General features: G+C 73.9%; 23 protein-coding genes. 8 read left to right on the top strand and 15 right to left on the bottom strand.

Annotation, left to right across the window (positions count from 1 at the left end):
- Positions 1-222 precede the first annotated feature (222 nt).
- From ACFT41_RS27715 to ACFT41_RS27695, 5 genes are all read right to left on the bottom strand, one after another.
- A complete protein-coding gene (locus ACFT41_RS27715) occupies positions 223-1,473 on the bottom strand; it encodes an MFS transporter (RefSeq protein ID WP_377589861.1) in 1,251 nt (416 codons plus the stop codon).
- A gap of 96 nt (positions 1,474-1,569) precedes the next feature.
- A complete protein-coding gene (locus tag ACFT41_RS27710) occupies positions 1,570-2,694 on the bottom strand; it encodes an aromatic acid exporter family protein (protein ID WP_377589860.1) in 1,125 nt (374 codons plus the stop codon).
- Positions 2,695-2,951: 257 nt separating this feature from the next.
- Complete coding sequence (locus ACFT41_RS27705; protein WP_377589862.1) at positions 2,952-3,749, bottom strand: sugar phosphate isomerase/epimerase family protein; 798 nt, start codon at positions 3,747-3,749, stop codon at positions 2,952-2,954.
- A gap of 89 nt (positions 3,750-3,838) precedes the next feature.
- Positions 3,839-4,990: a dihydrodipicolinate synthase family protein gene (locus ACFT41_RS27700; RefSeq protein WP_377589859.1), complete on the bottom strand. Its 1,152-nt coding sequence runs from the start codon at positions 4,988-4,990 to the stop codon at positions 3,839-3,841.
- Entirely contained in the window at positions 4,987-6,138 is a 1,152-nt protein-coding gene (locus ACFT41_RS27695) for a Gfo/Idh/MocA family protein (protein WP_377589858.1), read from the bottom strand. Before ACFT41_RS27695 ends, ACFT41_RS27700 begins: the two co-directional genes overlap by 4 nt.
- Before the next feature lie 193 nt (positions 6,139-6,331).
- On the opposite strand from ACFT41_RS27695, the gene ACFT41_RS27690 reads away from it, so the two are divergent.
- On the top strand, positions 6,332-7,348 hold the full coding sequence (locus tag ACFT41_RS27690) for a LacI family DNA-binding transcriptional regulator (RefSeq protein WP_377589857.1): 1,017 nt from the start codon (positions 6,332-6,334) through the stop codon (positions 7,346-7,348).
- A gap of 158 nt (positions 7,349-7,506) precedes the next feature.
- Here ACFT41_RS27690 and ACFT41_RS27685 read toward each other — a convergent pair whose 3' ends face one another.
- The 8 genes from ACFT41_RS27685 to ACFT41_RS27650 all read right to left on the bottom strand — a co-directional run bounded on the left by ACFT41_RS27685 (position 7,507) and on the right by ACFT41_RS27650 (position 15,164).
- Positions 7,507-8,121 carry a bifunctional 4-hydroxy-2-oxoglutarate aldolase/2-dehydro-3-deoxy-phosphogluconate aldolase gene (locus tag ACFT41_RS27685; protein WP_377589856.1) on the bottom strand — a complete coding sequence of 205 codons (615 nt, stop codon included), beginning with the start codon at positions 8,119-8,121 and terminating at the stop codon, positions 7,507-7,509.
- A complete protein-coding gene (locus ACFT41_RS27680; protein WP_377589855.1) occupies positions 8,118-9,245 on the bottom strand; it encodes a sugar kinase in 1,128 nt (375 codons plus the stop codon). The genes ACFT41_RS27685 and ACFT41_RS27680 overlap by 4 nt, the downstream gene beginning before the upstream one ends.
- The gene (locus ACFT41_RS27675; protein ID WP_377589854.1) at positions 9,242-10,150 is read right to left on the bottom strand and encodes a PmoA family protein; all 909 of its coding nucleotides are present in this window, start codon (positions 10,148-10,150) and stop codon (positions 9,242-9,244) included. Before ACFT41_RS27675 ends, ACFT41_RS27680 begins: the two co-directional genes overlap by 4 nt.
- 19 nt (positions 10,151-10,169) lie before the next feature.
- Entirely contained in the window at positions 10,170-10,781 is a 612-nt protein-coding gene (locus ACFT41_RS27670) for a hypothetical protein (RefSeq protein ID WP_377614030.1), read from the bottom strand.
- Between the two features lie 5 nt (positions 10,782-10,786).
- Complete coding sequence (locus tag ACFT41_RS27665) at positions 10,787-11,548, bottom strand: carbohydrate ABC transporter permease (protein WP_228986886.1); 762 nt, start codon at positions 11,546-11,548, stop codon at positions 10,787-10,789.
- A 122-nt stretch (positions 11,549-11,670) separates the two neighbouring features.
- Positions 11,671-12,654 (bottom strand): carbohydrate ABC transporter permease, encoded by a 984-nt coding sequence (locus ACFT41_RS27660; RefSeq protein WP_377589592.1) that lies wholly within the window; start codon positions 12,652-12,654, stop codon positions 11,671-11,673.
- Positions 12,655-12,686: 32 nt separating this feature from the next.
- Positions 12,687-14,021 carry an ABC transporter substrate-binding protein gene (locus ACFT41_RS27655; protein ID WP_377589593.1) on the bottom strand — a complete coding sequence of 445 codons (1,335 nt, stop codon included), beginning with the start codon at positions 14,019-14,021 and terminating at the stop codon, positions 12,687-12,689.
- A 21-nt stretch (positions 14,022-14,042) separates the two neighbouring features.
- On the bottom strand, positions 14,043-15,164 hold the full coding sequence (locus ACFT41_RS27650) for a LacI family DNA-binding transcriptional regulator (protein WP_377589591.1): 1,122 nt from the start codon (positions 15,162-15,164) through the stop codon (positions 14,043-14,045).
- Between the two features lie 237 nt (positions 15,165-15,401).
- Here ACFT41_RS27650 and ACFT41_RS27645 point away from each other — a divergent pair, with 237 nt between their 5' ends.
- The 6 genes from ACFT41_RS27645 to ACFT41_RS27620 all read left to right on the top strand — a co-directional run bounded on the left by ACFT41_RS27645 (position 15,402) and on the right by ACFT41_RS27620 (position 23,796).
- Complete coding sequence (locus ACFT41_RS27645) at positions 15,402-16,730, top strand: Gfo/Idh/MocA family protein (protein WP_377589590.1); 1,329 nt, start codon at positions 15,402-15,404, stop codon at positions 16,728-16,730.
- 47 nt (positions 16,731-16,777) lie between these two features.
- A complete protein-coding gene (uxaC, locus tag ACFT41_RS27640; RefSeq protein WP_377589589.1) occupies positions 16,778-18,208 on the top strand; it encodes a glucuronate isomerase in 1,431 nt (476 codons plus the stop codon).
- On the top strand, positions 18,205-19,509 hold the full coding sequence (locus ACFT41_RS27635; RefSeq protein WP_377589588.1) for an enolase C-terminal domain-like protein: 1,305 nt from the start codon (positions 18,205-18,207) through the stop codon (positions 19,507-19,509). The genes uxaC and ACFT41_RS27635 overlap by 4 nt, the downstream gene beginning before the upstream one ends.
- Entirely contained in the window at positions 19,500-20,990 is a 1,491-nt protein-coding gene (locus ACFT41_RS27630) for a mannitol dehydrogenase family protein (RefSeq protein WP_377589587.1), read from the top strand. The genes ACFT41_RS27635 and ACFT41_RS27630 overlap by 10 nt, the downstream gene beginning before the upstream one ends.
- Positions 20,987-22,198, top strand: coding sequence for a Gfo/Idh/MocA family protein (locus ACFT41_RS27625; RefSeq protein ID WP_377589586.1), 1,212 nt, complete (start codon positions 20,987-20,989; stop codon positions 22,196-22,198). The genes ACFT41_RS27630 and ACFT41_RS27625 overlap by 4 nt, the downstream gene beginning before the upstream one ends.
- A 251-nt stretch (positions 22,199-22,449) precedes the next feature.
- Positions 22,450-23,796, top strand: coding sequence for a polysaccharide lyase family 1 protein (locus ACFT41_RS27620; protein ID WP_377589585.1), 1,347 nt, complete (start codon positions 22,450-22,452; stop codon positions 23,794-23,796).
- 156 nt (positions 23,797-23,952) lie between these two features.
- Here ACFT41_RS27620 and ACFT41_RS27615 read toward each other — a convergent pair whose 3' ends face one another.
- Entirely contained in the window at positions 23,953-24,858 is a 906-nt protein-coding gene (locus ACFT41_RS27615) for a hypothetical protein (protein WP_377590479.1), read from the bottom strand.
- 377 nt (positions 24,859-25,235) lie between these two features.
- Between ACFT41_RS27615 and ACFT41_RS27610 the strand changes: the two genes are divergently transcribed.
- Positions 25,236-25,979, top strand: coding sequence for an HD domain-containing protein (locus ACFT41_RS27610; RefSeq protein WP_377590481.1), 744 nt, complete (start codon positions 25,236-25,238; stop codon positions 25,977-25,979).
- 20 nt (positions 25,980-25,999) lie between these two features.
- Here the strand turns inward: ACFT41_RS27610 and ACFT41_RS27605 are convergent, their stop codons facing one another.
- Entirely contained in the window at positions 26,000-26,413 is a 414-nt protein-coding gene (locus ACFT41_RS27605; RefSeq protein ID WP_377590478.1) for a barstar family protein, read from the bottom strand.
- Between the last annotated feature and the right edge of the window lie 241 nt (positions 26,414-26,654).

The following is a 26,654-nucleotide window of genomic DNA, read 5'->3' as shown; positions in this document are numbered from 1 at the left end:
GGACTCCGAGTCCAGGCGCAACAAGTGCTCATCCGCCGGCGGCTACCCATCAGGAGTCTGCCGCACCCACCGACCAACTCCCAGAACTCATTAGGCTCTCCGGCGGGTGGGCGCCTTGCGAAGTTCGAGACGGCCGAACGGTTACGGTGCGTGGCGAGGAATGCTCCGGCTGCCAGGCCCTGACCGGTGATCGATACGAAACGTCGCGTGCGTGGGTCCGGCCTAGGCCGGGCGGCTGCGGCCGGCGGCCGGCGGCCGGAGCACCGGGACGAGGGCGAGGGCGGGCACCAGGAGCAGCGGCACCAACAGCAGCGCCCGCAGCGTGCCCACGTGGTCGCCGAGCAGGCCGAGCAGCGGCGGGCCGCCGAGGAAGGCCGTGTAGCCGATCACCCCGACGACGCTGACCCGGGCCGGCGCCCGGTCCTCCTCGTCGGCTGCGGCGCTGAGCCCCACCGGGAAGCCGAGCGACGCGCCCAGCCCCCACAGTGCGACGCCGGCGATCGCCACCGGCCCGCTGCCGGCGAGCACCGCGAGACCGGCACCCACCCCGGCGAGCAGGATGGTGCCGAGCAGCACCGGCACCCGACCCCAGCGGTCGATCGCCACCGTTCCGGCGGTACGCCCGACGGTCATGCCGGCCACGAACACCCCGAACACCGCGGCGCCGGCCGCCTCGCTGAGCCCGTACCCGTCGACGAAGGCCACCGCGAGCCAGTCGTTGGCGCTGCCCTCGGTGAACGCCATCACCAGCACCAGCAGGCCGATGAGCAGGGTACGCGGCTCCCGCCAGGCGGCGAGCAGCGACGCGCGCCGGGCCGAGGCGGCGGCACTCTCCCCACCGGCCGGCGCGTTCCCGGCGGCGGGGAGGAACGACCTGGCCCCGAGCAGCGTGCCGACGATCACCACCACCGCGAGGACGCTCAGGTGCGCGGCGATGGGCACCCCGACCCGCGCCGCCCCGGCGCCGAGCCCCGCCCCGGCCACCGATCCGAGGCTCCAGGCCGCGTGGAACCGGGGCAGGATCGTCCGCCCGAGCCGCCGCTCGACCGTCGTACCCTCGATGTTCATCGCCACGTCGCAGGTGCCGGCGCCGTAGCCGAAGGCGAACAGGCCGACGGCGGCCCCGGGCAGGAACCCAACCCCGGCGGACGTGCCGGCGACGGCCATTCCGCCCGAGACCAGCGCGGCACCGAGGACCACCGCGCGGGCCGTGCCGAGGCGCTGGGTCACCAGCCCGGCCGTCGGCATGGCCAGCAGCGCGCCCACCGACATCGACAGCAGCAGCAGGCCGAGCCCTCCGGCGCTGAGGTCCAGCGCCTCACGGGCGGCCGGTACCCGGGCGAACCAGGTGGCGATCGCGAGCCCGTTCAGGGCGAACACGGCCGCCACGCCGTTGCGGGCGGCCAGTACCGGGCGTCGTGCGCCGGCCCGACCGGCATCCGGCTCGGTGGGCGGGGCGGCGGTGCTGCTCACGGTGGCTTCCTCTCGACAGGGGTGAGGTCGTGACGGACAGGAGGACAGGCGGGCGGACGAACAGACGGGCGACAGGAGGACAGGCGAGCGGCGGGATCACACCGCCGGCAGGCCGAGTGCCTCGTCGACCCGGCCGAGCACGGCGGCGTCGTCGTCCACGCCCACCCCGCGCAGCAGGTCGATGGCGGTGGCTCGCACCTGCCCGACGATCATCGCCAGAGGCAGGGGCTGGCCGGAGGCGAAGAGGCGCCCGGCGACCCGGACGGCGTCCAGCGCGGCGGCCTCGGCGCGGGCGGCGTGCTCGTCGGCGACGGCACCGCGGCCGTCGAGGTCGGCGGCGAACGCCTCCCCGGCCGCGTGCACGGCGTCGGCGAGGCAGCGGACCGCCGCGCCGAGGTCGGCCGGCACGGGGGTCGCCAGCCGGGTGAGGGTCACCCCGGCGCGGGCCAGCACCCGCACGTTGCGCACGGCGTAGTCGATCTGCCCGATGGACGCGTCGACCGTACGCAGCCGGCCCATGTGCCGGCGGCGGCGTACGTGCAGGGTCAGCGCCTCCCCGGCGGCGAGCACCGCGACGCGCAGCCGCTCCACGGCGGCGTCCATGCCCCGCGCCCGGTCCAGGGCGGCCAGGGCGGCCTGCTCGTCGCGGCCGTCGAGGGCGTCGGCGACCTCCCGCAGCAGCCCGGCGAGGTCCTCGAAGGTCTGCCGGAACTCGGCGACCAGCGGAGCGAGTGGGCGGCGGGCGTCGACGAGTTGGCTGGCCACGAGGGCCACCGCCCCGCCGATCAACGCGTCGACGAACCGGAACGGAATCAGCGACTCCGTCGGCGGGGCGACCACCACCAGGTAGAGGGCGGAGACGGCGGCCTGCACCACGGAGACGCTGCCCGCGCCAATCGCCACGGCCAGCACGATGGTGAGCAGGATGACCGTGAAGACCGTCCAGCTGGTGTGCGGCCCGAGGGCCTGCACCACCACATCGGCGACGAGCACCCCGGCGGCGACGCCGAGCACCACCTCGACCGCCCGGCGCATCCGCTGCCCCCGGGCCTGCCCGAGGACGATGAGCGCGGCGGCCGGGGCGAAGAACGGCTGCGGGTGCCCGACCAGCCGGGTGGCCAGCACCCAGGCCACCGTGGCGGCGACGGTCCCCTCCACCACCGGCAGCCAGCCCTGCCGGACCCGGCCGGCGGCCTCCCGGAACCAGCTCCACCGCGTCATCGCCGCCTCCCCTGCCGTCGCACCACCGCCCATGGTGCTCCGGCTACGCCGAACACCCCGACCCGGGCCCGCTGCTCACGCGATCTTGCAGTTACGGCCCGGACTAAAGGTGCCAAACACCCATTCCGGAGGCCGCAAGTGCAAGATCGGCGGGGACGGGTGGGCGGGCAGGGCGTGGGGCGGGGGGCGCGGCCTGAGGGCCGGCGGCACCAGCCGCGGGCCCCCAGGCCGACAGGTGCGCCGGGCGACAGGTGCGGTCAGGCCACGTGGATGAGGTGGGCCGTGATAGCGGCGGCGAGGATCTCCGGCCCCGGACGGGCCCAGAGGTCGGCGTGGAAGACCTCCACCTCGATCGCCCCCCGGTAGCCGGCCGCGTCGACCGCGTCGCGGAACCGGCGCATGTCGACGCAGCCCTCGCCGGGCAGCGCCCGGCCCAGCAGCACGCCCTCCGGCAGCGGGGTGACCCAGTCCGCCACCTGGAACGCGGCGATCCGGTCCCCCGCGCGGGCGATCTGCCGGAACACGGTGTCGTCCCACCACAGGTGGTACGTGTCGACCACCACCCCGACCGCGCCCGGGTCGAACCGCTCGGCGATGTCGAGGGCCTGGGCCAGGGTGGAGATCACGCAACGGTCGGCGCAGAACATCGGGTGCAGCGGCTCGATGGCCAGCCGCACCCCGGCCGCCTCGGCGTGCGGCACCAGTTCGCCGATCGCGTCGGCGACCCGCTCGCGGGCGGCGTCGACGTCGCGGCTGCCGGCCGGCAGGCCCCCGGAGACCAGCACCAGCTCGCGGGTGCCGAGGGCGGCGGCCTCCTCGATCGCCCGCAGGTTCTCGTCGCGCCAGCCGTCGGCGGTGAAGAACCCGCCCCGACACAGTGACGTGACGGCCAGCCCCGCCTCACGGACCAGCCGCGCCGCCCGCTCGACGCCGTATTCCTGCACCGGCTCCCGCCAGAGCCCGACGCCCGGCACCCCGGCGGTCACGCAGCCGGCGACCAGTTCCTCCAGGCCCCAGCCGGTGGCGGTGGCCTGGTTGAACGAGAACCGGGCCAGCCGGTCGCCGAGGCGGCCGCCCGCCGGCCAGCCCACGGCGGCCACCGCCGACCCGTCCACCACAGGCACCGCCGACCCGCCCACGGCGGTCACTGGGTCACCCCGGCGACCGTGAAGTAGGCCCGGGCCCGGGCGGCGGCCAGCTCGGCGTCGGGCAGCAGCCCGGCCGCGTCGGCCAGGGTGAGCAGCCTGGCCAGGTGGGCCGGCGACCGGCCCGCCTGCTGGCCGCCGACCATGGTGAAGTGGTCCTGGTGGCCGGTCAGCCAGGCCAGGAACACGATGCCGGTCTTGTAGTGCCAGGTCGGGGCCGCGAACAGGTGCCGGGCCAGCGGCACGGTCGGGCCGAAGACCTCGTCGTACGTCGCGAGGTCGCCGGCGTCGAGGGCGGCCAGCGCGGCGGCGGCGGCCGGTGCGATGGCGGCGAACACCCCGAGCAGCGCGTCGGAGTGCCCCACCTCGTCGCCCCGGATCAGCTCTGGGTAGTGAAAATCGTCGCCGGTGTAGAGGCGTACCCCGGCTGGCAGCCGGCGGCGCAGCGCGACCTCCCGGTCGGCGTCGAGCAGGGACACCTTGATCCCGTCGACCTTCTCGGCATGGTCCTTGATCAGGTCCAGCACGGCGTCGGCGGCGAGATCCAGGTCGGACGAGCCCCAGTAGCCGGTCAGCGCCGGGTCGAACATGCCGCCGAGCCAGTGCAGCACCACCGGCTGGTCGGTGGCGGCCAGCAGGTGGGCGTACACCCGCTGGTAGTCCTCGGGGCCCCGGGCGGCGGCGGCCAGGTGCCGGCTGCACATCAGCACCGGCCGGGCCCCGGCGGTCAGGACCTCGGTGAGCTGCTCGGCGTACGCGTCGCGGATCTGCTCGATGCTGGCCGCGCCGACCGGGAGCTGGTCGGTGGCGACCCCGGCGACGATCCGGCCGCCCGCCGCGCGGGCCTCGGCGGCGCTGCGCCGGATCAGCTCGCGGGTGGCCGGGTAGTCCAGGCCCATGCCGCGCTGCGCGGTGTCCATGGCCTCGGCGACCCCGAGCCCGTACGACCACAGGTGGCGCCGGAAGGCGAGGGTGCGGTCCCAGTCGACGGCGGCCGGGGCGCCCGGGACGTTCTCGGCGCGCGGGTCGGCCACCACGTGCGCGGCGGCGTACGCGATGCGGGAGGTCGCCGGGGCGGCGGGGCGGGGGTAGCCGGGGCCGCCGGTGAGCCGGTGCCGGGTGCCGTCGGGCAGGACGACCCCGGTGCTCATCGGCTCAGCTCCGGGACCTCGACGCGGCGGTGCTCGCGGGCCGAGCGTAGGCCAAGCTCGGCGAGCTGCACGCCGCGGGCGCCGGCCATGAAGTCCCACGGGAACGGCTCGCCGGCCACCACGTGCCGCAGGAACGCCTCCCACTGCACCTTGAAGCCGTTGTCGAACTCGTCGTTGTCCGGCACCTCGCTCCACTGGGCGCGGAAGTTCTCGCCGGAGGGCAGGTCCGGGTTCCACACCGGCTTCGGGGTGACCGAGCGGTGCTGGACGCGGCAGTTGCGCAGCCCGGCGACGGCGCTGCCCTCGGTGCCGTCGACCTGGAACTCGACCAGCTCGTCGCGGTTGACCCGGACGGCCCAGGACGAGTTGAGCTGGGCGATGATCCCGCCGTCGAGCTCGAAGATGCCGTACGCGGCGTCGTCGGCGGTGGCCGGGTAGGGGCGGCCGGCCTCGTCGACGCGGCGCGGGATGTGGGTGGCGGTGACGCAGGAGACCGCGCGGACCGGGGCGAACAGCTCCTCCAGCACGTAGTGCCAGTGCGGGAACATGTCCATCACGATGCCGCCGCCGTCCTCGGCGCGGTAGTTCCAGGACGGGCGCTGGGCGGGCTGCCAGTCGCCCTCGAAGACCCAGTAGCCGAACTCGCCGCGTACGGAGAGGATGCGGCCGAAGAAGCCGCCGTCGATCAGCCGCTTGAGCTTGCGCAGGCCGGGCAGGAAGAGCTTGTCCTGCACCACGCCGGTGCGGACGCCGGCGGCGTCGGCGGCGCGGGCCAGCTCGACGGCGGCGGCGCTGTCCTCGGCGAGGGGCTTCTCGGTGTAGATGTGCTTGCCGGCGTCGATCGCCTGGCGGATGGCCTTTTCCCGCTGCTGGGTGAGCTGGGCGTCGAAGTAGACCTCGACGTCGTCGCGGGCGAGCGCGGCGGTGAGATCGGTCGTCCAGTCGGTGAGCCCGTGCCGCTCGGCGACGTCGCGCAGCCGGTTCTCGTTGCGCCCCACCAGGATCAGCTCGGGCCAGATCCGGGTGCCGTCGGCCAGCGGCACCCCGCCCTGCTCCCGGATGGCGAGCAGCGACCGGACGAGATGCTGGCGGTAGCCCATCCGACCGGTGACGCCATTGACGATGATGCCTATCGGCCTACGGCTCATGATTCTCTTCCCTCTCTTCGGGCGGCCGGCACCCGCCCGGCGGGCAGGATCGGCCAACGCGCCAGGCAAGCGCTTTCCTGGGAGCGTAGGTGGCGCCCGCCCCGCAGGGCAAGGGCTTTCCGGTACGACTGCGGTAACCTGTCCGCGACCGTGCGGGGCCGGGCCCGCGCGGGAGGACCATGAGGGGCGGCGGATGGCGACGCTGGCCGATGTCGCACGGCGGGCGGGAGTCTCCCCCGCGACGGCGTCACGGGTGATCAACGGCAGCAGCAAGCCGGTCGCCGACGAGCTACGCGAACGCGTGCTGCGGGCCGTCGCCGACCTGCGGTACGTGCCGAACGCGCACGCCCAGTTGCTGGCCCGGCCGCAGCGCAGCGTCGTCGGCGTCGTCGTGCACGACGTCTCCGACCCGTACTTCGCCGAGGTGACCCGGGGGCTGCAACGCGTGGCCACCGAGCGGGGTCGCCTGCTGATCATCTGCAACAGCTACCGCGACCCCGTCCGCGAGCTGGAATACGTGGAGTTGCTGCGCGGCCAGCAGGTGGCCGCGATCGTGCTGGCCGGGTCCGGCTACCACGACACCGCGTTCACCACGCTGCTCAACGAGAAGCTCGCCGCGTACGAGGCGACGGGCGGGCGGGTCGCGGTCATCGGCCGGCACGACCACTTCGGCGACGCGGTGATGCCCGCCAACGCGACCGGCGGCGAGCTGATCGGCCGGGAGCTGCTGCGCCTCCGGCACCGGCGCGTCGGCGTGATCGCCGGTCCCCGGGTGCTCACCACCATCACCGACCGGCTGACCGGGCTGCGGCGGGCGCTCGCCGAGCAGGGCGTCGAGCTGCCCGAGGAGCGGATCCGGTTCGCCGACTTCGACCGCGACGGCGGGGCCCGCGCCACGGCCGAGCTGCTGGAGACCAACCCTGCCCCCACCGCGATCGTGGCGCTGAACGACTCGATGGCCGTCGGCGCGCTCGCCCTGCTGCGCGCGCGCGGCGTTCGGGTGCCCCAGGACGTGTCCGTCCTCGGCTTCGACGACATGCCGATCGCAGCCGACGTCACCCCCGCGCTGACCACGGTGCGGCTCCCGCTGGTCGAGCTGGGCGTGCGGGCGATGACCCTCGCCCTCGACCCGGCGAGCGGGCGGCCCCGCGTCGAGACCCTGCCCGCGGAGCTGGTGCGCCGGGGCAGCACCGGCCCGGCCCCCGGCTGACCCGCCCCGGCGCGCCGGCCCGGGGTGGGAGCCGCCTGGACCGGGGGCGCGCGCCTCCGCCGCCAGGTCGGCGACATCGCGCGATCGACTCCGGCGGATACCGCCATGTCGCCGACATGGAGTCGATCACCCCCGACCGGTCGCCCCGCCGCGCCCGGTCACCCCACCCCGTCGCCCCGGGCCAGCTCCGCGAGGCGATCGATCTGGTCGGGGTCGGAGAGGGCGGACCCGACCGCCACCACCTTGACGCCGACCGCCAGGAAATCTGCCGCGTTGCCGGCGTCGATGCCGCCGGTGGCGACGAAGCGCAGCTCGGGCAGCGGCCCGGCGACCGCCTTGAACCACTGCGGCCCGAGGCTCACCGCCGGGAACGCCTTCAGCCAGGTCAGCCCGTGGTCGCGGGCCCGCTGCGCCTCGGTCGGGGTGGCCACGCCGGGCAGGTGGGGGATCCCGTAGGTGAGCGCGGCGTCGGCCACCGCGAGGTCGAGCCCGGGCGCGACGGTGAACGCCGCACCGGCGGACGCGGACTGCCGGACCTGCGCCGGGGTGAACACGGTGCCCGCCCCCACGATCCGGTCCCGGTCCCGCCCTGCCTCCACGGCGGCGCGCAGCGCGGTCACCGCCTCGGGGGTGCGTACCGGCACCTCCACCACGTCGATGCCGAGGTCCCAGGCCCGGTTGGCGAGCCGGACCGTCTCCTGCGGTGGCAGGTCACGCAGGATCACCATGACCCGCGCGCCGGCGAAGATCGGTGCGAAGTCGTGCGCCGTCACCGGCTGCCCCTTCCGTTTCCGGGACCGGCCGCGCCGGTCCCCACGTTCTCGCTGTCGTCATCGGCCACCGCAGCCGGCGTGTCCTCGGAGCCGACCCCAGCACGGGTATCCGCGCTGTCGACCGCCGCAGACACGCCGTCGAGCAGGCCGGCCGCCGTCGGGTCGAGCGCCGCCCACCGGTCGGCGCTCAGGGCCACGATCCCGTCGAGGTCCCGCCGGTGCGGCGGCGGCGCGCAGTCGCCGGGCACCGCGAGGGCCCGGACCGCGACGACGTGGCCGCAGCGCAGCGCGGCGGTCTGGTCCAGCCCGCGCAGCACGGCGGAGAGGTAGCCGGCGGCGAAGGCGTCCCCCGCGCCGACCGGCTCGACCACCGGCGCGCGCAGCGCCGGCACGAACACCGCCGGCCCGGTACGCGGCAGCGCCGTCGCGCCGTGGGCCCCGTCCTTGACGACCACCGTCGCGGGGCGGGGCAGCAGCTGGCGCACCGCCTGCGGGTCGGTGGTCCCCCACAGCCGCTCGGCCTCGTCCAACCCGACGAGGACGATGTCGGCCCGGTCTGCGAGTTCGCGCAGCACCTCGGCGGCCCGGGCGGCCGGCCAGAGCCGGGGCCGGTGGTTGACGTCGAAGCTGATCAGCGCGGAGCCGAGCGGCCGGTCGTCGACCGCGTGCGCCACGAGGTCGCGGCAGGACTCCGACAACACCGGCGTGATGCCGGACAGGTGCAGCAGCCGCGCGCCGGCCAGGCGCGGGTCGGCCAGCGCGCCGGGGCCGAGCCGGGAGGCGGCCGAGCCGGCCCGGTAGTAGTGCACCCCGGTGGCCTCCGGCCGGGGGTCCTTGAAGTAGACGCCGGTCGGGGCGTCCGGGTCGAGCGCGACCGAGCCGACGTCGACGCCCCCGCCCGCGACCTCGCGCAGGACCATCCGCCCGAACGGGTCGTCGCCGACCCGGCTGACCCAGGCCACCCGGTGGCCGAGCCCGGCCAGGCCGATCGCCAGGTTGGACTCCGCGCCGCCGACGCCGAGCCGGAGCCGGTCTGTGCGTTCCAGCGGCGCGGCGTCGGCCGGCGACATGACCACCATGGTCTCGCCGACGGCGACCACCTCGGGGCCGGGAGCGGCGGTCACGCGCTTTCCGCCGGGTCGGCGGCGGCCAGGGCGGCGGCCGCGCCGCGGTCGAGGACCCCGTCGGCCACGACGACGCCGTGCCGGCCGTGCCGGCTGCCGCCGGCGGGCACCACGACCGGGGTCTCGAAGGCGAACGCCACGCAGACCCCCGGGTACATCGCCGTCCGGACGAACCACCGGTCGCCGGTCCCCAGGCCCGTGAAGACCAGGGTGTACGCGCCGCCGCCCGGCCCGGTGCCGGTCAGGGCGACCCACGGCTCGGCGCTGCCGTTGACGGACTCCTCGCCGTCGGCGGAGGCGGTGAAGGAGTGTGGTGGCTCGGCGGCGAGCGCGCGCCAGAAGAACCCGCCGTATCCGGCGCCGCCGGGGCGGCCGTTGGTGGCGGGGCTGCCGAGGGGGATGTCCCGGTCGGCGGGGGCGGTCAGGGCGTAGCGCAGGTCCAGCCGCCAGGCATCGGGGTTGCCGGGCACGGGGGCGGCGGAAAGGCGACGGCGTTCGGTGAGCAGCACCGCGCCGGTCGGGTCGCGCCACTGGAGCCGGTGGGTCAGCACGTCGTCGGCGCGCTCGTCCCATCCGGTGTGGACGATCCGGCCGTGGTCGGCGCGCCAGGTGTAGCCGGTGTCGCGCACGTAGGTGCGCCCGCCCCAGAGGTTGGTGCCGGCGACGTCCTGCACGGCCAGGGACGCGCCGAGGTGCCAGACGTGGTCCTGAGGCAGTTCGTCGGTCACCACCGTCCCGCCCAGCGTCCGCACCGGGTGCAGGTAAGGGCGGGGGCCGTGCGTGGCGTCGAGGTCCGGGGCGAGCACGTACCGGGCCACCTCGACGCCGCCGACGCGCAGCCGGGGGTCGTCGGGGCTGCCGGGGCCGGCGTCGTCGGTGCGGGGGCGGGGGCGGTGGTCGGTCACGACGGCTCCACGGTCTCGGTCACGACGACTCCACGGCGACGGCGGGGCGGCGGCGGGCGACCGCGTGCAGGGCGGCCAGGGCGTAACCGGCGAGGATCGGCAGCGCGACCGGGATGACCAGCGCGGTCAGGATGCCGGCCAGGCAGCACACTCCGCTGGCCGCCGCCCAGCCGCCCGGGCCGGCGAGGCAGGCGCGGGCGGCGGACCGGGCGGCGGACCGCCAGCCCCGCCCGCCGGCCCGCCCGACCTCGACGACGACGAGGCCGGCGTACCCGGCCAGGGCCGCCACGACGAGCCCGGTGACCAGCAGGGCGGGTGCCCCGCCGGGGACCCGGCCGGTGGCCAGCGCGGCCAGGTCGGCGCCGAGCAGGACCGCGCCGGCCAGCGCGGCCAGGGTGACCGGCACGCCGGCCGGCAGTCCCCGGACGTACCGGCGCAGCGTGGTCCGCGCGTTCGGCCAGCCGCCGTCGGTGATCCGGTCGTGCACGGCGGCGCTGGCGGTGGCGAGCGCGGCGCCGGCGGTCAGCACCGGCAGCGCGCCCACCACCAGCCCGAACCCGACCAGGGCCAGGTCGGCGGCGTCGCGGACCACGTCCCGCCAGTCCCGGCGGGCCGGTGCGTCCTGCGGCACGACGCTCACCCCTTGAGGCCGCTGGTGTTGATGCCCTCGACGAGCATCCGCTGGAAGGCCAGGAAGAACAGGAACACCGGCAGCAGGGACAGCACCGACATGGCGAACATCGGGCCGACCGCGCTCTGGCTGGTCGAGTCGATGAACAGGGTCAGCGCCACCGGCACCGTGTAGTCCTCCAGGCTGGACAGGAAGACCAACTGCCGGAAGAAGTCGTTCCACGTCCAGATGAACGAGAAGATCGCGGTGGTGACCAGCGCGGGGCGGCTCAGCGGCAGGATGACGTGCCGGAAGATGCCGAACGCGCTGGCCCCGTCGATCTTCGCGGCCTCGTCCAGCTCGCGCGGGATGCCCCGCATGAACTGCACCATCAGGAAGACGAAGAACGCCTCGGTCGCCAGGAACTGCGGGATCAGCAGCGGCAGGTACGGCCACTCGCCGCCGACGAGCCCGAGGCTGCGGAACAGGATGTACTGCGGCACGATCAGCACGTGCCCGGGCAGGAGCAGGGTGCCGATCATGATCGCGAACCACATCCCGCGCAGCCGGAACCTCAGCCTGGCGAAGGCGTACGCGGCGAGCAGGCAGGAGACCGCGTTGCCGACCACGGTCAGCAGGCTGACCATCGCGCTGTTGAGGAAGAACCGGCCGAAGCTGAGGTCGAAGTTGGTCCACCCGTCGACGTAGTTGCCGGGGGTGAACTCCTTCGGCAGCAGGCCGATGTTGCTGACGATCTCCTCCTGGCTCTTGACGGAGGTGCCGATCATCCAGAACAGCGGGTAGAGGACGACCACCACGATCGCGATCAGGACGAGCAGGCGTACGGCCTGCCCCCGTCCGGCGCGCGGGCGGCGGGGCCCGGTCACCGGCGGTTCTGCGGTAGCCGTCGTCACCGGTCCTCCCCGTCGGAGTAGTGCACCCAGAACCGCCCGGTGCTGAAGAAGGCCGCCGTGATGACGCCGATGGCGATCAGGAAGACCCAGGCCATCGCCGAGGCGTAGCCCATCTCCAGGTCGGTGAAGCCCTTGATGTAGAGGTTCAGCGTGTACATGAGCGTGGAGTCGACCGGGCCGCCGGTGCCGTTGCTGAGCACGAAGGCCGCGGTGAAGCCCTGGAAGCCGTTGATGGTCTCCAGCACCAGGTTGAAGAAGATGACCGGGGAGAGCATCGGCAGGGTGACTGCGCGGAACTGCCGCCACCTGCCGGCCCCGTCCACGGACGCGGCTTCGTACAGCTCGGTCGGCACCTGCTTGAGGCCGGCCAGGAAGATCACCATGGGGGCGCCGAACTGCCAGATGGCGAGCACCATCAGCGTCTCCAGCGCCCAGTCCGGGTCGTTGACCCAGGGTTTGCCCTCGATGCCGAACAGGGCCAGCATCGAGTTGAACGCGCCGTCGCGGTTGAACATGTTCACCCAGACGATGGCGAGCGCGACGCTGCCGCCGAGCAGCGACGGCAGGTAGAACAGGCTGCGGAACAGCCCGACCCCGCGCCAGGCCCGGTTGAGCAGCAGCGCCACGCCGAGCGCGGCGGCCAGCTTCAGCGGCACCGCCACCAGGGCGAAGGTCAGGGTCACCCGCACCGCGTGCCAGTAGGACGGATCGCTGGTGAACATCCGCTCGTAGTTGGCGAGCCCCACCCACTCGACCTCCGAGAACGGGGTGAGGATGTCGTAGTTGGTGAAGCTGAGGTAGAGGGACAAGAGCATGGGAATCGCCGTGATGGCCATCAGTCCGATGAGCCAGGGCGAGAGGAAGACGTACCCCGCGAGACCTTCGCTTTGCCGGATCCGCCCGGCCACGCCGTGGGGGGCGTGGGCGCGGGCGGATCCGGTGCCGCGTCGGGTCGGGTCGGGCACCGTGGTCAGGGCCACGAGCCGGCTCCTTTCCGAGCTTGTGCGGCGGTTCAGGCGATGGCGGACTTGCAGGCGTCCATGAACAGGGCGGCCGCGGCGGCCGGGGCGAGCCGGCCGTACTGCGCCTCCTCGGCCGCCTTGACCAGTTCGGCGCGGACCTTGCTGTGGCCCTTGATCGGCACCTGCGGCGACTGGCCGAACTTCTGGGCCAGCTCGGTCTCCACCGCGATGGACTGCTTCATCGCGGGGTCGGTGGTGTCGTCGCTGACGACCCGGCGCAGGTCCAGGTTGGACGGCAGCCCGCGGTCGGTGCCGAGGATCTTGACGGCCTCTGGGTCGTTGGCCAGGAAGTTGAGCACGTCGACGGCGATGTCCTTGTGCTTGCTGCCCTTGAACACCGACCAGTACATGGAGGCGCGGGCCCACTGGCCGCTCGGGTCACCCGGGTAGGCGACGACGCCCAGCTCGTCCTTGGTGTTCTTCTTCAGCTCCGGCATCTGGTTGACCCAGACCCAGGAGGTGCCGGCCTTTCCGGTGACCACGAGCTGCTTGGTGATGTCGGTGGCGTTGCCCTCGTGGATCACGTCCGGGGTCGGGGTCGCGCCGCGGTCCCGGGCGCCCTTCCACAGCTCGAACCACTTGGTCACGTCCTCGACGGTGAAGCCGAGCTGGTTGCCGTTGTACAGGTCCTTGCCCTGCTGGCGCAGCCACACCCAGAACGCCTTGTAGTCGGCGCTCGGGTCCATGGTGCCGGGGATCTTGGTCTTCTTCGCCACCTGCTCGGCCCAGGCGATGTGCTCCTCCCAGGTCATGCCGGTGGTCGGCTCCGGAAGGCCGTTCTTGGTGAGCAGGGTCTTGTTGTAGACCAGGCCCTGGGTGTTCTCGCCGGAGGCGAGGCCGGCGAGCTTGCCGTCGACCACGCCGTACTGCCACAGGCTCTTGGGGAACTTCGACACGTCGAGCTTGCCCGAGTCGGAGTAGCTGGTCAGGTCGAGCGTGGTGTTGCGGGCCGCGTACTCGGCGAGGTAGTTGTCGTCGATCTGGAAGATGTCCGGCGGGTTGCCGCCGGCGGTGAGGGTGGCCAGCTTGTCGAAGTAGCCCTGGTTGGCCTGCCAGGTCTTCTCGAACGTGACGTTCGGGTTCTTCTTGGTGTAGAGGGCGAGGGCGTCCTCGGTCAGCTTGGCCCGGGCCTCGCCGCCCCACCAGAAGATGGAGAGCTTGACCTTGCCGTCGTCGCTGGCGGAGTCGTCGCCGCAGGCGGCGGCGCCGAGGACCAGGGGTGCGGCCACGGCGAGGGCGACGAGCCCGCGCAGCAGCTTCCGGCGGGGAGTACGGTGGGAACGCCCGGCGGGTGCGCCGGCGGTGGGGGGCGTGGCGGGGTGCATGTGTGCGCTCACTCCTTGGCGTTAGGAGGCGACGACGCCACCGGTGGCCGCTGTCGGGCGGCCCGGGTCCGCAGGGCGATGCGGGCCCGGGCTGACCTGGACGGCACCGGGGCTACCGGATGCCGAAGCGGGTCCGGTGGAGTCGCGGATGACCAACTCGGTCTGGAGCATTACCTGTGCGGTGGTGCGACGGGCGCCGACTGCCGTGCCTCTGCCGGCGCCCCGCGATCGCGGCGCGTCGGTGTCCTGTTGCAGCAGCATGTCGACGGCCGTCCGGCCGGCGGCCGCGGTAGGCGTGGCCACCGTCGTCAACTTGGGCCGGGTGAGCCGGCTCAGGGTGATGTCGTCGATGCCGACGACGCTGACGTCCTGCGGCACCCGGGCCCCGAGGGCGTCGAGCCCCTCGATCAGCCCGATCGCCATCAGGTCGTTGTAGGCGAGCACGGCGGTGACGCCGGCGCGCTGGACGTGTTCGGCCAGCGCTAGGCCGCCGTGCTCGGTGGGTGGGTTGGGGCCGAGGACGGTCAGCTCGGCGCCACCGGCCCGGGCCGCGGCGGCGGCCGACCGGCGGATCTCCCGGCTGGTCCACGAGCCACGGGGCCCGCTGAGCAGGCCGATCGCGGTGTGGCCGAGGCCGACGAGGTGCTCGATCGCCGAGCGGGCGCCCTGCCCGACGTCCATCATCACGCAGGGCAGGCCGGCCACCTGGCGGTTTATCACCACCAGCGGGACCTCGCGGCTGAGCTGCTCGATCAGGCTGTTGCTCATCCGGGGGCTGCACAGCAGCACCCCGTCGACCTGTTTGGCCAGGGCGTGGACCAGCTCCTCCTCGGCCGTCGGGTCCTCGTTGGTGTCCGCGACGAAGATGTGGTAGTCGCGGTGCCGGGCCTGCCCCTCCGCCGCCTTGATCAGCGGCGGGAAGAACGGGTTGGCGATGTCGGCGATGATCAGGCCGATGTTGTGGGTGCGGCCCGTGATCAGGGCCCGTGCGGCGCGGTTGGGCCGGTAGCCCAGGTCCTCCGCGCAGGCCAGCACCCGGACCCGGGTGTCCGGGTTGACCAGGTGCGGCGCGGAGAACGTGCGGGAGACCGTCGAGATGTGCACGCCGGAGGCCCGTGCGACGTCCCTGATGGTGACTGGCACGGCGGCCCTTTCGTCCGGTGTGGCTGCGGTCACGTGGGTGCCGACAATTAATGCAAACGGTTGCTCCAGTGTCAACGCTCGAAGATTACGACCAGGTTTCGAACGGGCACGCAGCATGCGTTCGTATGCCTGCAAAGCAGGGCAATCCACGCGGATTTTGTTTCCGTCGTTGACTCGTCGTGATCGATCGTGGTTTCTTCACTGCAAACCTTTGCAGCCAGCCAGGAGGCCCACGCGATGTCTTCGAGATCCGGTGGACGGACACGTCACGCGGTGGTGGGCACCGGCGCCCGGGCCGAGATGTTCGTCCGGGCGCTGGTGCGCGACCACGCCGACACCGCCGAGCTGGTCGCGTTCGCCGACGTCAACCAGGCCCGCATGGACGCGCACAACCGATGGCTGGGCGAGCTGGGCCACCCGCCGGTGCCGACGTACCGCGCCGACGAGTTCGCCGCGATGCTGGACAAGGAGCGGGTCGACACGGTCCTCGTCAGCACCGTCGACGCCACCCACGACGAGTACATCGTCGCCGCCCTGCGCGCCGGCTGCGACGTGGTCTCGGAGAAGCCGATGACCGTCGACGCGCCGCGCTGCCGACGCATCCTGGACGCGGTCACCGAGACCGGCCGACACGTCACCGTCGCCTTCAACTACCGCTACAACCCGCTGCACGAGCAGCTGCGCCGGATGCTCGCCGACGGCGCGGTGGGCGAGATCGGGTCGGTGCACTTCGAGTGGCTGCTCGACGTGCGGCACGGCGCGGACTACTTCCGGCGCTGGCACCGCGACAAGGCCAACTCCGGCGGGCTGATGGTGCACAAGGCCAGCCACCACTTCGACCTGGTCAACTGGTGGCTCGACGCCACCCCGGTCGAGGTCTACGCCGCCGGCCGGCTGTTCTTCTACGGCGACGCCGGCCGCCGGCACGGCTACGCCCGCGACTACGCACGCGCGCACGACGCCCCGGCCGCCGCCGACGACCCGTTCGCGCTGCGGATGGCCGAGCACCCCCGGCTGCGCGAGCTGTACCTCGACGCCGAGGCCTCCGACGGCTACCACCGCGACCAGAACGTCTTCGCCCCCGGCGTCACCATCGAGGACGACATGGCCGTGCTGGCCCGCTACTCCACCGGCGCGACGATGACCTACCACCTCACCGCGTACGCCCCCTGGGAGGGCTACCGGGTGATGGTCAACGGCAGCCGGGGCCGCCTCGAGCTGGAGGTCGTGGAGAGCGAGTTCGTCAGCCCGCAGGCCGCCGGCGCCCTCAAGGGCGCGGCGCTGCACGGCACCGAGGCCGCCGCCGAGGGCGGGTCGGCCACGCTCACGCTGCGGCCGTACTGGCAGCCGCCGCAGCGCATCGAGGTCGAGGGGTACACCCGGCAGGGCCACGGCGGCGCGGACGCCCGGATGACGCAGGTGCTCTTCGGCGGCGCGGCAGACCCGCTGCACCGGGCGGCCACCGCGCGCGACGGTGCCCTCGCGCTGCTCACCGGCCTGGCCGCCAACCGGTCCTTCGAGACCGGCCAGGCCATCCGGGTGGCCGACCTGCTCACCCTGCCCTGACCTGCCGCGCCTGCGCACCATCGACCGCATCCGAGGAGCCATCCGACGTGCCGACCACCTCCCGACCCGACCTGCTCCTCCCCGCCGACCCGGGCCTACGCACGCTCGCCCGGCAGCTGTACACGCTGGCGGCGGAACAACCGATCATCTCCCCGCACGGGCACGTCGACCCGGCCCTGCTGGCCGAGGACCGCCCCTTCCCGGACCCCTCCCGGCTGATCATCGTGCCCGACCACTACCTGACCCGGATGCTGCTCAGCCAGGGCGTGCCCCCGGCCGAGCTGGGCGTCCCGACGGTGGACGGCAGCCCGGTGGAGACCGACGGCAGGAAGATCTGGCGGCGCTTCGTCGACGGCTGGCACCTGTTCCGGGGCACCCCGTCGCGGCTGTGGCTGGAGCAGACCCTCACCGAAGTCTTCGGGGTCGACACCCCGCTGTCCCCCGCCACCGCCGACGCCGTGTACGACCAGGTCGCGGCCCGGCTCGCCGAGCCGGAGTTCCGGCCCCGGGCCCTGTTTGACCGGTTCCGCATCGAGGTGCTGGCCACCACCGAGTCGCCCCTGGACGACCTGGCCCAGCACGCGAAGCTCGCCGCCGACGGCTGGGGCGGCCCCGGCGGCAAGGTGGTCACCACCTTCCGCCCCGACAACGTGGTCGACATGGAGTTCGACCACTGGGCCGACAACGTCGAGCGGCTCGGCGAGGTCGCCGGGGAGGACACCGGCACGTACGCCGGCTTCCTGGCCGCCCTGCGGCGGCGCCGGCAGGCGTTCATCGCGGCCGGCGCCACCTGCTCCGACCACGGGCACCCGACCGCGCGCACCCTGGACCTGGGCGCGCGCGAGGCCGCGGCGCTCTACGAGCGGGGCCGGCGCGGGCAAGCCGACGCCGCCGACGCGGAGGCGTTCCGGGCGCACATGCTGCTGGAGTTCGCCCGGATGTCGCTCGACGACGGCCTGGTGATGCAGCTGCACCCCGGCTCGGTGCGCAACCACAACCGCTGGCTGTACGCCCGACACGGTCGCGACGTCGGCGGGGACATCCCGCAGGCCACCGAGTACCTGCACGCGCTCACCCCGCTGCTGGACGCCCACGGCAACGACCCCCGGCTGCGGGTGGTGGTCTACACCCTCGACGAGTACACCTTCACCCGGGAGCTGGCCCCCCTCGCCGGCGGCTACGCGGCCCTCTACCTCGGCGCGCCCTGGTGGTTCCTGGACTCCCCCGAGGTGCTGCGCCGGTTCCGGGAGGCGGTCACCGAGACCGCCGGCTTCTACAACACCGCCGGGTTCGTCGACGACACCCGGGCGTTCTGCTCCATCCCGGTGCGCCACGACGTGGCCCGCCGCGTCGACGCGGGCTTCCTCGCCCGGCTGGTCGCCGAGCACCGGCTGACCGAGGACGAGGCCGCCGAGACCGTCGTCGACCTCGCCTACCGCCTGCCCAAGAGGGTCTACAAGATCGGGGAACAGCTGTGACAGTCAGGATCACCTCCGTCGACGTGCACGACGTGCGCTTCCCGACCGCGGCGGCCGGCGACGGCTCGGACGCGATCAACAAGGGCGACTACTCGGCGACGTACGTCGAGCTGGGCACCGACGCCGGGGTGGTCGGCGCGGGCTTCACCTTCACCAACGGGCGGGGCAACGAGATCACCTGTGCCGCCGTGCGGGCCCTGGCCCACCACGTGGAGGGCAGGACGATCGAGGAGATCGTCGCCGAGCCGGTGCGGTTCTGGCGTTCGCTCAGCGCCGACGTGCAGCTGCGCTGGCTGGGCCCGGAGAAGGGCGTCATCCACATGGCGACCGGCGCGCTGGTCAACGCCGTGTGGGACCTGCGGGCCAAGCTCGCCGGCAAGCCGATGTGGCGCTTCCTCGCCGAGCTGCCCACCGAGGAGCTGGTGGCCAGCATCGACTTCCACCACATCACCGACGCGCTCACCCCCGACGAGGCGAGCGCGATCCTCGAAAAAGGCCGCGACGGAATGGCCGACCGGGTCGCCCTGCTGGAGCGCGACGGATTCCCGTCGTACACGACCTCGGTCGGGTGGCTCGGCTACCCCGACGAGAAGGTCCGGGCGCTGACCCGCGAGGCGTACACGCAGGGCTGGCGGGCGATGAAGATGAAGGTCGGCGGCCCGCCGGCCGACGACCTGCGCCGGGCGCGGATCATCCGCGCCGAGATCGGCCCGGACGCGCTGCTGATGATGGACGCCAACCAGGTGTGGGACGTCGACGAGGCGATCACCAACATGGCGGCGCTGGCGGAGGTCGACCCGTACTGGATCGAGGAACCGACGCACGCCGACGACATCCTCGGCCACGCCCGGATCGCCCGCGCGGTGACCGAGCTGACCGGCGGCCGGTGCCGGGTGGCCACCGGCGAGGTCGCCGCCAACCGGGTGATCTTCAAGCAGCTCCTCCAGGCCGAGGCGATCGGCGTCATGCAGATCGACTCCTGCCGCGTCGGCGGGGTCAACGAGGTGCTCTCGGAGATCGTCATGGCGGCGAAGTTCGGCGTGCCGATCTGCCCGCACGCCGGCGGCGTCGGCCTCTGCGAGTACGTCCAGCACCTGGCGATCTTCGACTTCCTGCGCGTCGGCACCAGCCTCGACGGCCGGATGGTCGAGTACGTCGACCACCTGCACGAGCACTTCGTCGACCCGGTACGCACCCGGGGCGGCCGGTACCTGCTGCCCACCGCACCCGGCTACAGCGCCACCATGCGCCCCGGGTCGATCGCCGAGTTCCGCTTCCCGGACGGCCCGGCATGGCGGTGACCGTGGGGGCGTCCCGCCTCGGGCTGGCCGCGCTGCACCGACTGCCCGAGGCCAGCCGCCCGCTGCTGCGCCCCGGCACCGTGCCGGCCGGCATCGTGCACCTGGGCCTCGGCGCGTTCCACCGCGCCCACCAGGCCGTCTACACCGAGGCGGCGGTCGGCGCGGCCGGCGGCGACTGGGGCATCGTCGGCGTCGCCCCGCGCAGCACCGAGCTCGTCGAGGCGCTCGCCGCGCAGGACAACCTGTTCAGCGTGACCACCATGTCCGCCGAGGGCGACAGCACCCGCGTGATCGGGTCCCTGGCCGGGGTCCGGCACGCGGCGAGCGACCCGAACGCCGTGGTCGCGCTGCTGGCCGACCCGGCGATCCGGGTGGTCACCCTGACCGTGACGGAGAAGGCGTACCAGCTCGACCCGGTGACCGGCCGGTTGCGCCCCGACCCGGCGCTCGCCGCCGACCTGGCCGGCGACGCGCCGCCGACGACGGTGCCCGGCCTGCTGGTACGCGGGCTGGCCGCCCGGGCGGCGGCCGACGCCGGGCCGGTCGCGCTGGTCAGCTGCGACAACCTGCCCGCCAACGGCGCTCGGCTACGCGGCCTGGTCGAGCAGGCGCTGGCCCGCTCCGGCGCGTCCGACCGGGTGCTCTCCTGGGTGTCCGAGCGGGTCACCTTCCCCGGCACGATGGTGGACCGGATCGTGCCGGCCAGCACGGCGGACACCCTCGCCGCGGCCGGCGCCGCGCTGGGCTGCGCCGACCTGGCGGCCGTGGCCGCCGAGCCGTACCGCCAGTGGGTGATCGAGGACGACTTCCCGGGCGGCCGGCCGGCGTGGGAGCTGGCCGGGGCGGTGCTCACCGACGACGCCGGGCAGTGGGAACGGGTGAAGCTACGCGGCCTCAACGGGCTGCACTCGGCCACGGCCTACCTGGGTGCCCTCGCCGGCCGGGAGACCGTCGCCGACGCGCTGGGCGTGCCGGGGCTGACCGGGGTGCTGCGCCGGCTGGTCGCCGAGGAGGTGGCGGTCAGCTTCACCCCGCCGGACGGGGTGTCGATGGTCGCGTACGGCGACGAGGTGCTGGCCCGGTTCGCCAACCCGGCGATCCGCCACCGCACGCTCCAGATCGCCATGGACGGCTCGCAGAAGCTGCCCCAGCGGGTGCTGCACACCATCGTGGACCTACGCGCGGCGGGCCGGTCGGCCCGCTGGTCGGCGCTGGTGGTGGCCGCGTGGATGCGGTTCGTGTGCGGGACGGCCGACGACGGGGCGGCGCTGCCGCTGGCCGACCCGATCGCCGACCGGATCACCGGCGCGCTGGCCGCCGCCGGTGGCACCCCGGCCGGGGTGGTCGACGCGCTGCTCGGGCTGCGCGAGGTCTTCCCCGCCGAGGTGGCCGGCGACGCGGAGGTGCGCGCCGACATCGTCGACTGGCTGACCGCCCTGCACCGGCATGGGGTGACGGCGACCCTGGCGGGGGCGGCATGAGCGGCGGCGGCCTGAGTGGGGATCCGGGCGGGGCGCCGCCCCGGGTGGCGGTGGTCGGCGCGAACGGGCACGGCCGCTGGCACCGCCGGGTGATCGCGCCGCTGCACGAGGCCGGACGGGTGCGCCTGGTCGCGCTGGTCGACGTACGCGCAATCGAGCCGGAGCCCGCGGCCCCGCTGCCGGCGGACACGGCGGTCTTCACCGACCACGCGGAGATGCTCGCGGCGGCGGAGCCGGACGTGGTCGTGATCTGCACCCCGCCGCACACCCACCTGCCGATCGCCCGGGACGTGCTGGCCGCCGGGGCGGACGTGCTGCTGGAGAAGCCGCCGGTGCTCTCCATGGCCGAGCACCGGCGGCTGGCCGCCGCCCTGGCCGAGACGGGCCGGGCCTGCCAGGTCGGCTTCCAGGCCCTCGGCTCGGCGGCGCTGGCCGAGCTGACGGCGGCGGTGACGGCGGGGCGGCTCGGCACGGTCACGGGCATCGCCACGGTGGCCGCCTGGCAGCGCTCGGACGGCTACTACGCGCGGGCACCCTGGGCGGGCCGGCGCACGCTGAACGGCCGGCCGGTGCTCGACGGGGCGCTGGCCAACCCGCTCGCCCACGCGGTGATGCAGTGCCTCGCCGTGGCCGAGGCGGTGGCGGGCGCGCCGGTGCGGCCGGCGACGATCGAGCTGGAACGCTACCGGGTGCGCCCCATCGAGGTGGACGACACGGCGGCCCTGCGGGTCGTGCCGCGCTCCGGGCCGCCGATCGTGGCGGCGGTGACCCTGGCCGGCGAGGACTTCGTCGCCGGGGAGGTGATCGTGACCGGTTCGGCCGGGCGGGCGGTGCTGGAGTATCCGACGGACCGGCTGCTGCTGCCCGGCGACGACGCGCCGCGGGAGGTGCCGGGGCGGCGCGGCCTGCTGGAGAACCTGCTGGCGCACCGGGCCGACCCGACGGGGACGCCGCTGATCGCCCCGCTGGCTCGCACGGCGCCGTTCACGGCCGTGCTGGAGGCGGTCCAGGCCGCGCCCGAGCCGACGCTGCTCGGCGGCGACCTGGTGACCGCGACCGGTCAGGGACCGGAGCGGGTGCTGACCGTGCGCGGCGTCAACGCGGCGCTGCGGGCGGCGGCCGGGTCCGGGGCGCTGCTGTCGGAGCTGGCCGTGCCGTGGGCGGTGCCGCCGGTGCGCACCGCGCTGACGCGGGAGGAGGACGGCTGAGGCGGAACGTGCCGGGCCACGGAAAACGCACTGCAAACGGCGGGTGACGGCGTCACCCGTAAATCGGGCGCAACCGCCGCGTTCGCGACTGAACACGGTCGGGCAAATCACGCCTGTCATCATTTTTTGCAACATAGCTGCATATAGAAATTATTGACTCACTTGAGTGATTTTCCTTACGGTCTGTCGTATCGGCATTTCGTACCCGTCACGGAATCCACCGCAACGACAGCCCCCTTCGGAGAGTCCTCATGCGTCACCGCCTTCTCGGTGCGGCCCTGGTCGCCCTGTCCCTGCTGGTCACACCGGGTGCGGCGGCGTCGGCCAGCGGCGCCGCCGGCCCGGTGCCCCGGCCCGTCGAGCGGTTCGCCCGCCAGACGCTGCCCCCCGGCGACGGCTGGGCGGCCGACGGCGTCGGCACCACCGGCGGCTCGGCCGCCGCCGACCAGGTCCACCTCGTGCGCACCCGCGCCGAGCTGGTCCGTGCCCTCGGCGGCGACAACGCCACCAACCGCACCAACGCCACGCCCAAGGTGATCGTCGTCGAGGGCGTGATCGACGGTTTCGAGGCCGCCGACGGCAGCCTGCTCGGCTGCGCCGACCTGGCCGACCCGGAGTACTCGCAGGCGGCCTACCTGGCCGCGTACGACCCGGCGGTCTGGGGCATGGTGCCCCCGACCGGGACGCTGGAGGCCGCTCGGGTGCGCTCGGTGGCCAACCAGACGAAGCAGACCCAGATCAACGTCGGCCCGAACACCACCATCGTGGGGCTGCGCGGGGCGACGCTGACCGGGCTGACGCTGATGATCGACACCGCGAACAACGTGATCGTGCGGAACCTGACCTTCGACGACGCCCGGGACTGCTTCCCGGCCTGGTCGCCGACCGACGGCGCGGCCGGCAACTGGAACTCGCAGTACGACCAGGTCTCGGTGCGCCGCAGCGAGCACGTCTGGGTCGACCACAACACGTTCACCGACGGCGACAACCCCGACAGCGCCCAGCCGGTGTACTTCGGCCGGCCGTACCAGGTGCACGACGGGTCGCTGGACATCACCCACACCACGAGCCTGGTCACCGCCTCGTACAACCGGTTCGTCGGCCGGGACAAGCTGATGCTGATCGGCTCGTCGAACACCGTCGGCCCGGACGTCGGCCGGCTCAAGGTGACCCTGCACCACAACATGTTCGACCGCGTGCTCCAGCGGCTGCCGCGCGTCCGGTTCGGCCAGGTCGACGTCTACAACAACTGGTACCGGCTCTCCGGCGAGGGCTTCGAGTACGCCGTCGGCGTCGGCGTGCAGTCCGCCGCGTACGTGGAGAACAACCACTTCACCCTCGGCGCGGGCATCGCCGCCGAGGACCTGCTCTACGACTGGGGCGGCACCGCCGTCACCACCCGGGGCAACTGGGTGCGCGCCGACGGCGACCGGGCCCGCTCGGTCGACCTGGTGGCCGCGTACAACGCGACCCACGACCCCGACCTGGGCACCGACGCCGGCTGGACGCCGGCCCTGCGCCACGGTCAGGTGCTGCCCGCGCCGCTGGTCCCGCTCGTGGTCGGTGCGCTCGCCGGCGCCAACCGCCTGCCGCTGTGAAAAGGAGGGGACCCTTGTTAACGCATACAGTGGAGAAGGGTCCCCTTCTTACCTGACCCGGCGTGCCGGGACGGGGGCCCCCTCTCTCCCCCGTCCCGGCACGCCGCCCCACCGGGTGGCGTCAGGCTGTCCCGCCGCACCCAGGTCGCGGCCGTCCTACCTGGTCGCACAGATGGCGTACGCCTGCACGTTCCAGGTGCCGGCGAAGGGATCCTCCTCGTACGCGCCCACCGTCACCGCGGTCGGCGCGCTGACGGCGTTGCCGTTGGGCCGGAAGTCGTCCATGACCGCCTCACCGAGCGCCCCGTTGACCTGGAACCCCGCGCCGGTCATCACCTGCCCGTCCGCGCAGGCGGTGGTGGCGAAGCGGGAATCGTTCGAGTTCCGGGGGCTGCCTGTCGTGACCCGGATCAGGCCGGGCACCGGGTTCGCGCAGATGGCATACGCCCGCACGTCCCAGTTCCCGAAGAAGGTGTCCGCCTCGTACGCGCCCACGGTCACCGCGGTCGGCGCGCTGACGGTGCTGCCGTTGGGTCGCAGGTCGTCCACCACCCCCTCGCCGGTGACCCCGTTCATCTCGAACCCGGTGCCGGTGAGGACCTTGCCGAACGGGCAGGCGGCGGTCGCGCTGTGGAAGGGGTTGGAGTCGTTGACGCTGACCGCCGTGATCCGGACCAGCCCGGGCAACGGGTTCGCGCAGATGGCGTACGCGGTGACGTTCCAGTTGCCGGCGAAGGGGTCTGCCTCGTACGCGCCCACCGTCACCGCGGTCGGCGCGCTGACGGCGCTGCCGTTGGGTCGCAGGTCGTCCACCACGACCTCGCCGGTGGCACCGTTGATCTCGTAGCCGGTGCCGGTGAGGACCTTGCCGGCCGGGCAGGTGGCGGTGACGGACCGGAAGTCGGTGGAGTTGTTGGCGCTTACCGCGGCAACGCGTATCAGGCCCGGCACGGCGGCGGCGGCCGGGGCGGTCGGGGCTACCAGGGTCGCGCCGGTGGCACCCAGCACGAGCGCGAGCGCACGTGCGGCGAGACGGCGGCGGCGTGTGGTGTGATCTGACATGTGCTGCTCCTGTTCCGCTACCCCGCCGCCTGACGCTCCGCGCCGGCCGTTCGGGGTGCCACTGTTGCGTAATCACGATAAGTAGTCGCGCGACCAGGTGTTATCCAAGATCTGACTACAGTCAGCAACTAGCGGGTGGCTGTTCAATCCCGAACTATGCGTTATATAGTCACCAATCCGTCTTGTCGCTCCGCCGACCGTCGTCGCCGGGCCCGGCTGGCCGATCTGCGTGACCCTGGACAACCTGTCCGCGCACCACGGCAGGCCTCCACCTTCTGCGCCCGGCAGCAGGACCTGCTGCGCTGAGCCGGGACACGGTCCCGTCACAAGGCCGACGGGGAAGCCCATGGACGGTGAAGATCAGCTATAAGTGGTGGATGGACTTCCCGCCGTACCTGGCCTCGATGCCCATGCACGCGATCACCGAGATCCACGGCGAGCCCGGCCTGCGGGAGCGGTTCCGGCTGGAGATCCGCGCGTTCGACTCCGGCACGCGGGCCCGGCTCACCGCCGCTTGCGACCTCGCCGCCGAGCTGCACCGCGACGACCGGCGGGTGCGCGAGCCGTACCTGAACCACCTGCTGCGGGTCGCGATCCGGATGATGCACCACTACCAGGTGCGCGACGTGGACGTGATCGTCGCCGGCCTGCTGCACGACGCGGTGGAGGACCACCCGGCGGAGCTGGCGGCCGAGCACCGGGCGGTGCCGGCGGCCGGCGACGACTGCACGGCCGCGGCGCTGGCGGCGCTCGCCGCGCGGTTCGGCCCCCGGGTCGCGCGGCTGGTCGCCGCGGTCACCAATCCGGTGTACGACCCGGGCCGGGACCGGCACGCGCAGTATCGGGAGCACGTGGCGGCCAGCCTGGACCGCGAGCCGTGGGCCAGGGTCATCAAGGTCTCCGACTTCACCGACAACGGGGTCGGGGTGATCCACACCGTCGGGCCGAAGGTGTTCTCGTCGGCGACGAAGTACCGCCCGTTGGTGCCGGTCTACCGGGAGCTGATCGCCCGGCCGGACACCCCGCTCGCGCCGGCGGTCAAGGAGCACATCTTCGGCCAGCTCGACCTCGCCGAGGAACGCTTCGCGGCGATCCTCGACCAGCCGGTCGGCGTCGACTGAACCACGACGGCGCGGGCCGGTCAGCGGCGCGGCAGTGCGCGCGCCGTGCGACGGCGCAGGTCGGGCACCCGCTCCGGGACGTCCCGCAGCACCACCCGCAGCGGGTTCGGGGCATCGCCGGCGGCGTCGCCGAGGACCGCCAGGAGCAGGCCGAGGTGGCCGACGGGTTCGTCGACGAGCAACTGCGCGGCGTCGTCGACCACCAGGGTCAGCGGGCCGGCGTCGAGCCGGTCGCGCAGGCTGTCGGCGAACGCGTCCCAGTTGCGGCCGACGTAGCCGGGCAGACCGAGCGCGCCGACGAGCGCCACGAACAGGCCGGCCCGGCTGCGGGCGCTCGCCGCCGACAGCACGGCCCGCTCCCCCGGCGCGTCCGTCGGGCCGGCATCCGCGATGCTCAGCCACGACGGCAGCCCGGGCGCGTACCCCTGGGTCATGGTGCTGCCCTCCCCGGCGCGGGGCCGGACCGCGCGAGTCTCTGGTGAGGAACAGTCTGGGCGGGGCGGCGCGGGTGGGCCAGGGGTGGCGGTGGAACTGATCCGCACGCGGCGGTGAAATCCTCGCCAACGCCGGGTCGGGCGGCCCGGTCCGGGCCCCCCGGCCCGGCCGGTGAGCCGCCGATCCGGGGGGCGCCCACCGCGGCGGCGTCGTACCCGAGGGGGGGGGCACCCCCGCCGG

This window comes from Micromonospora sp. NPDC057141, assembly GCF_042670805.1.
GTDB lineage: Bacteria > Actinomycetota > Actinomycetes > Mycobacteriales > Micromonosporaceae > Micromonospora.
Note: the sequence above shows the minus strand (reverse complement) of the source record. Positions and strands in the feature narration are given on the sequence as shown.

Excerpts from the sequence above, each read along its gene's own strand:
- ACFT41_RS27690 (WP_377589857.1), top strand. The coding sequence starts at position 6,332 with ATGGCGACGCTGGCCGATGTCGCACGGCGGGCGGGAGTCTCCCCCGCG.
- ACFT41_RS27645 (WP_377589590.1), top strand. The coding sequence starts at position 15,402 with ATGTCTTCGAGATCCGGTGGACGGACACGTCACGCGGTGGTGGGCACC.
- ACFT41_RS27605 (WP_377590478.1), bottom strand. The coding sequence starts at position 26,413 with ATGACCCAGGGGTACGCGCCCGGGCTGCCGTCGTGGCTGAGCATCGCG.
- ACFT41_RS27665 (WP_228986886.1), bottom strand. The coding sequence starts at position 11,548 with ATGATCGGCACCTCCGTCAAGAGCCAGGAGGAGATCGTCAGCAACATC.
- ACFT41_RS27710 (WP_377589860.1), bottom strand. The coding sequence starts at position 2,694 with ATGACGCGGTGGAGCTGGTTCCGGGAGGCCGCCGGCCGGGTCCGGCAG.
- ACFT41_RS27620 (WP_377589585.1), top strand. The coding sequence starts at position 22,450 with ATGCGTCACCGCCTTCTCGGTGCGGCCCTGGTCGCCCTGTCCCTGCTG.
- ACFT41_RS27615 (WP_377590479.1), bottom strand. The coding sequence starts at position 24,858 with ATGTCAGATCACACCACACGCCGCCGCCGTCTCGCCGCACGTGCGCTC.
- ACFT41_RS27655 (WP_377589593.1), bottom strand. The coding sequence starts at position 14,021 with ATGCACCCCGCCACGCCCCCCACCGCCGGCGCACCCGCCGGGCGTTCC.
- ACFT41_RS27610 (WP_377590481.1), top strand. The coding sequence starts at position 25,236 with ATGGACTTCCCGCCGTACCTGGCCTCGATGCCCATGCACGCGATCACC.
- ACFT41_RS27625 (WP_377589586.1), top strand. The coding sequence starts at position 20,987 with ATGAGCGGCGGCGGCCTGAGTGGGGATCCGGGCGGGGCGCCGCCCCGG.
- ACFT41_RS27700 (WP_377589859.1), bottom strand. The coding sequence starts at position 4,990 with ATGAGCACCGGGGTCGTCCTGCCCGACGGCACCCGGCACCGGCTCACC.
- ACFT41_RS27695 (WP_377589858.1), bottom strand. The coding sequence starts at position 6,138 with ATGAGCCGTAGGCCGATAGGCATCATCGTCAATGGCGTCACCGGTCGG.
- ACFT41_RS27630 (WP_377589587.1), top strand. The coding sequence starts at position 19,500 with ATGGCGGTGACCGTGGGGGCGTCCCGCCTCGGGCTGGCCGCGCTGCAC.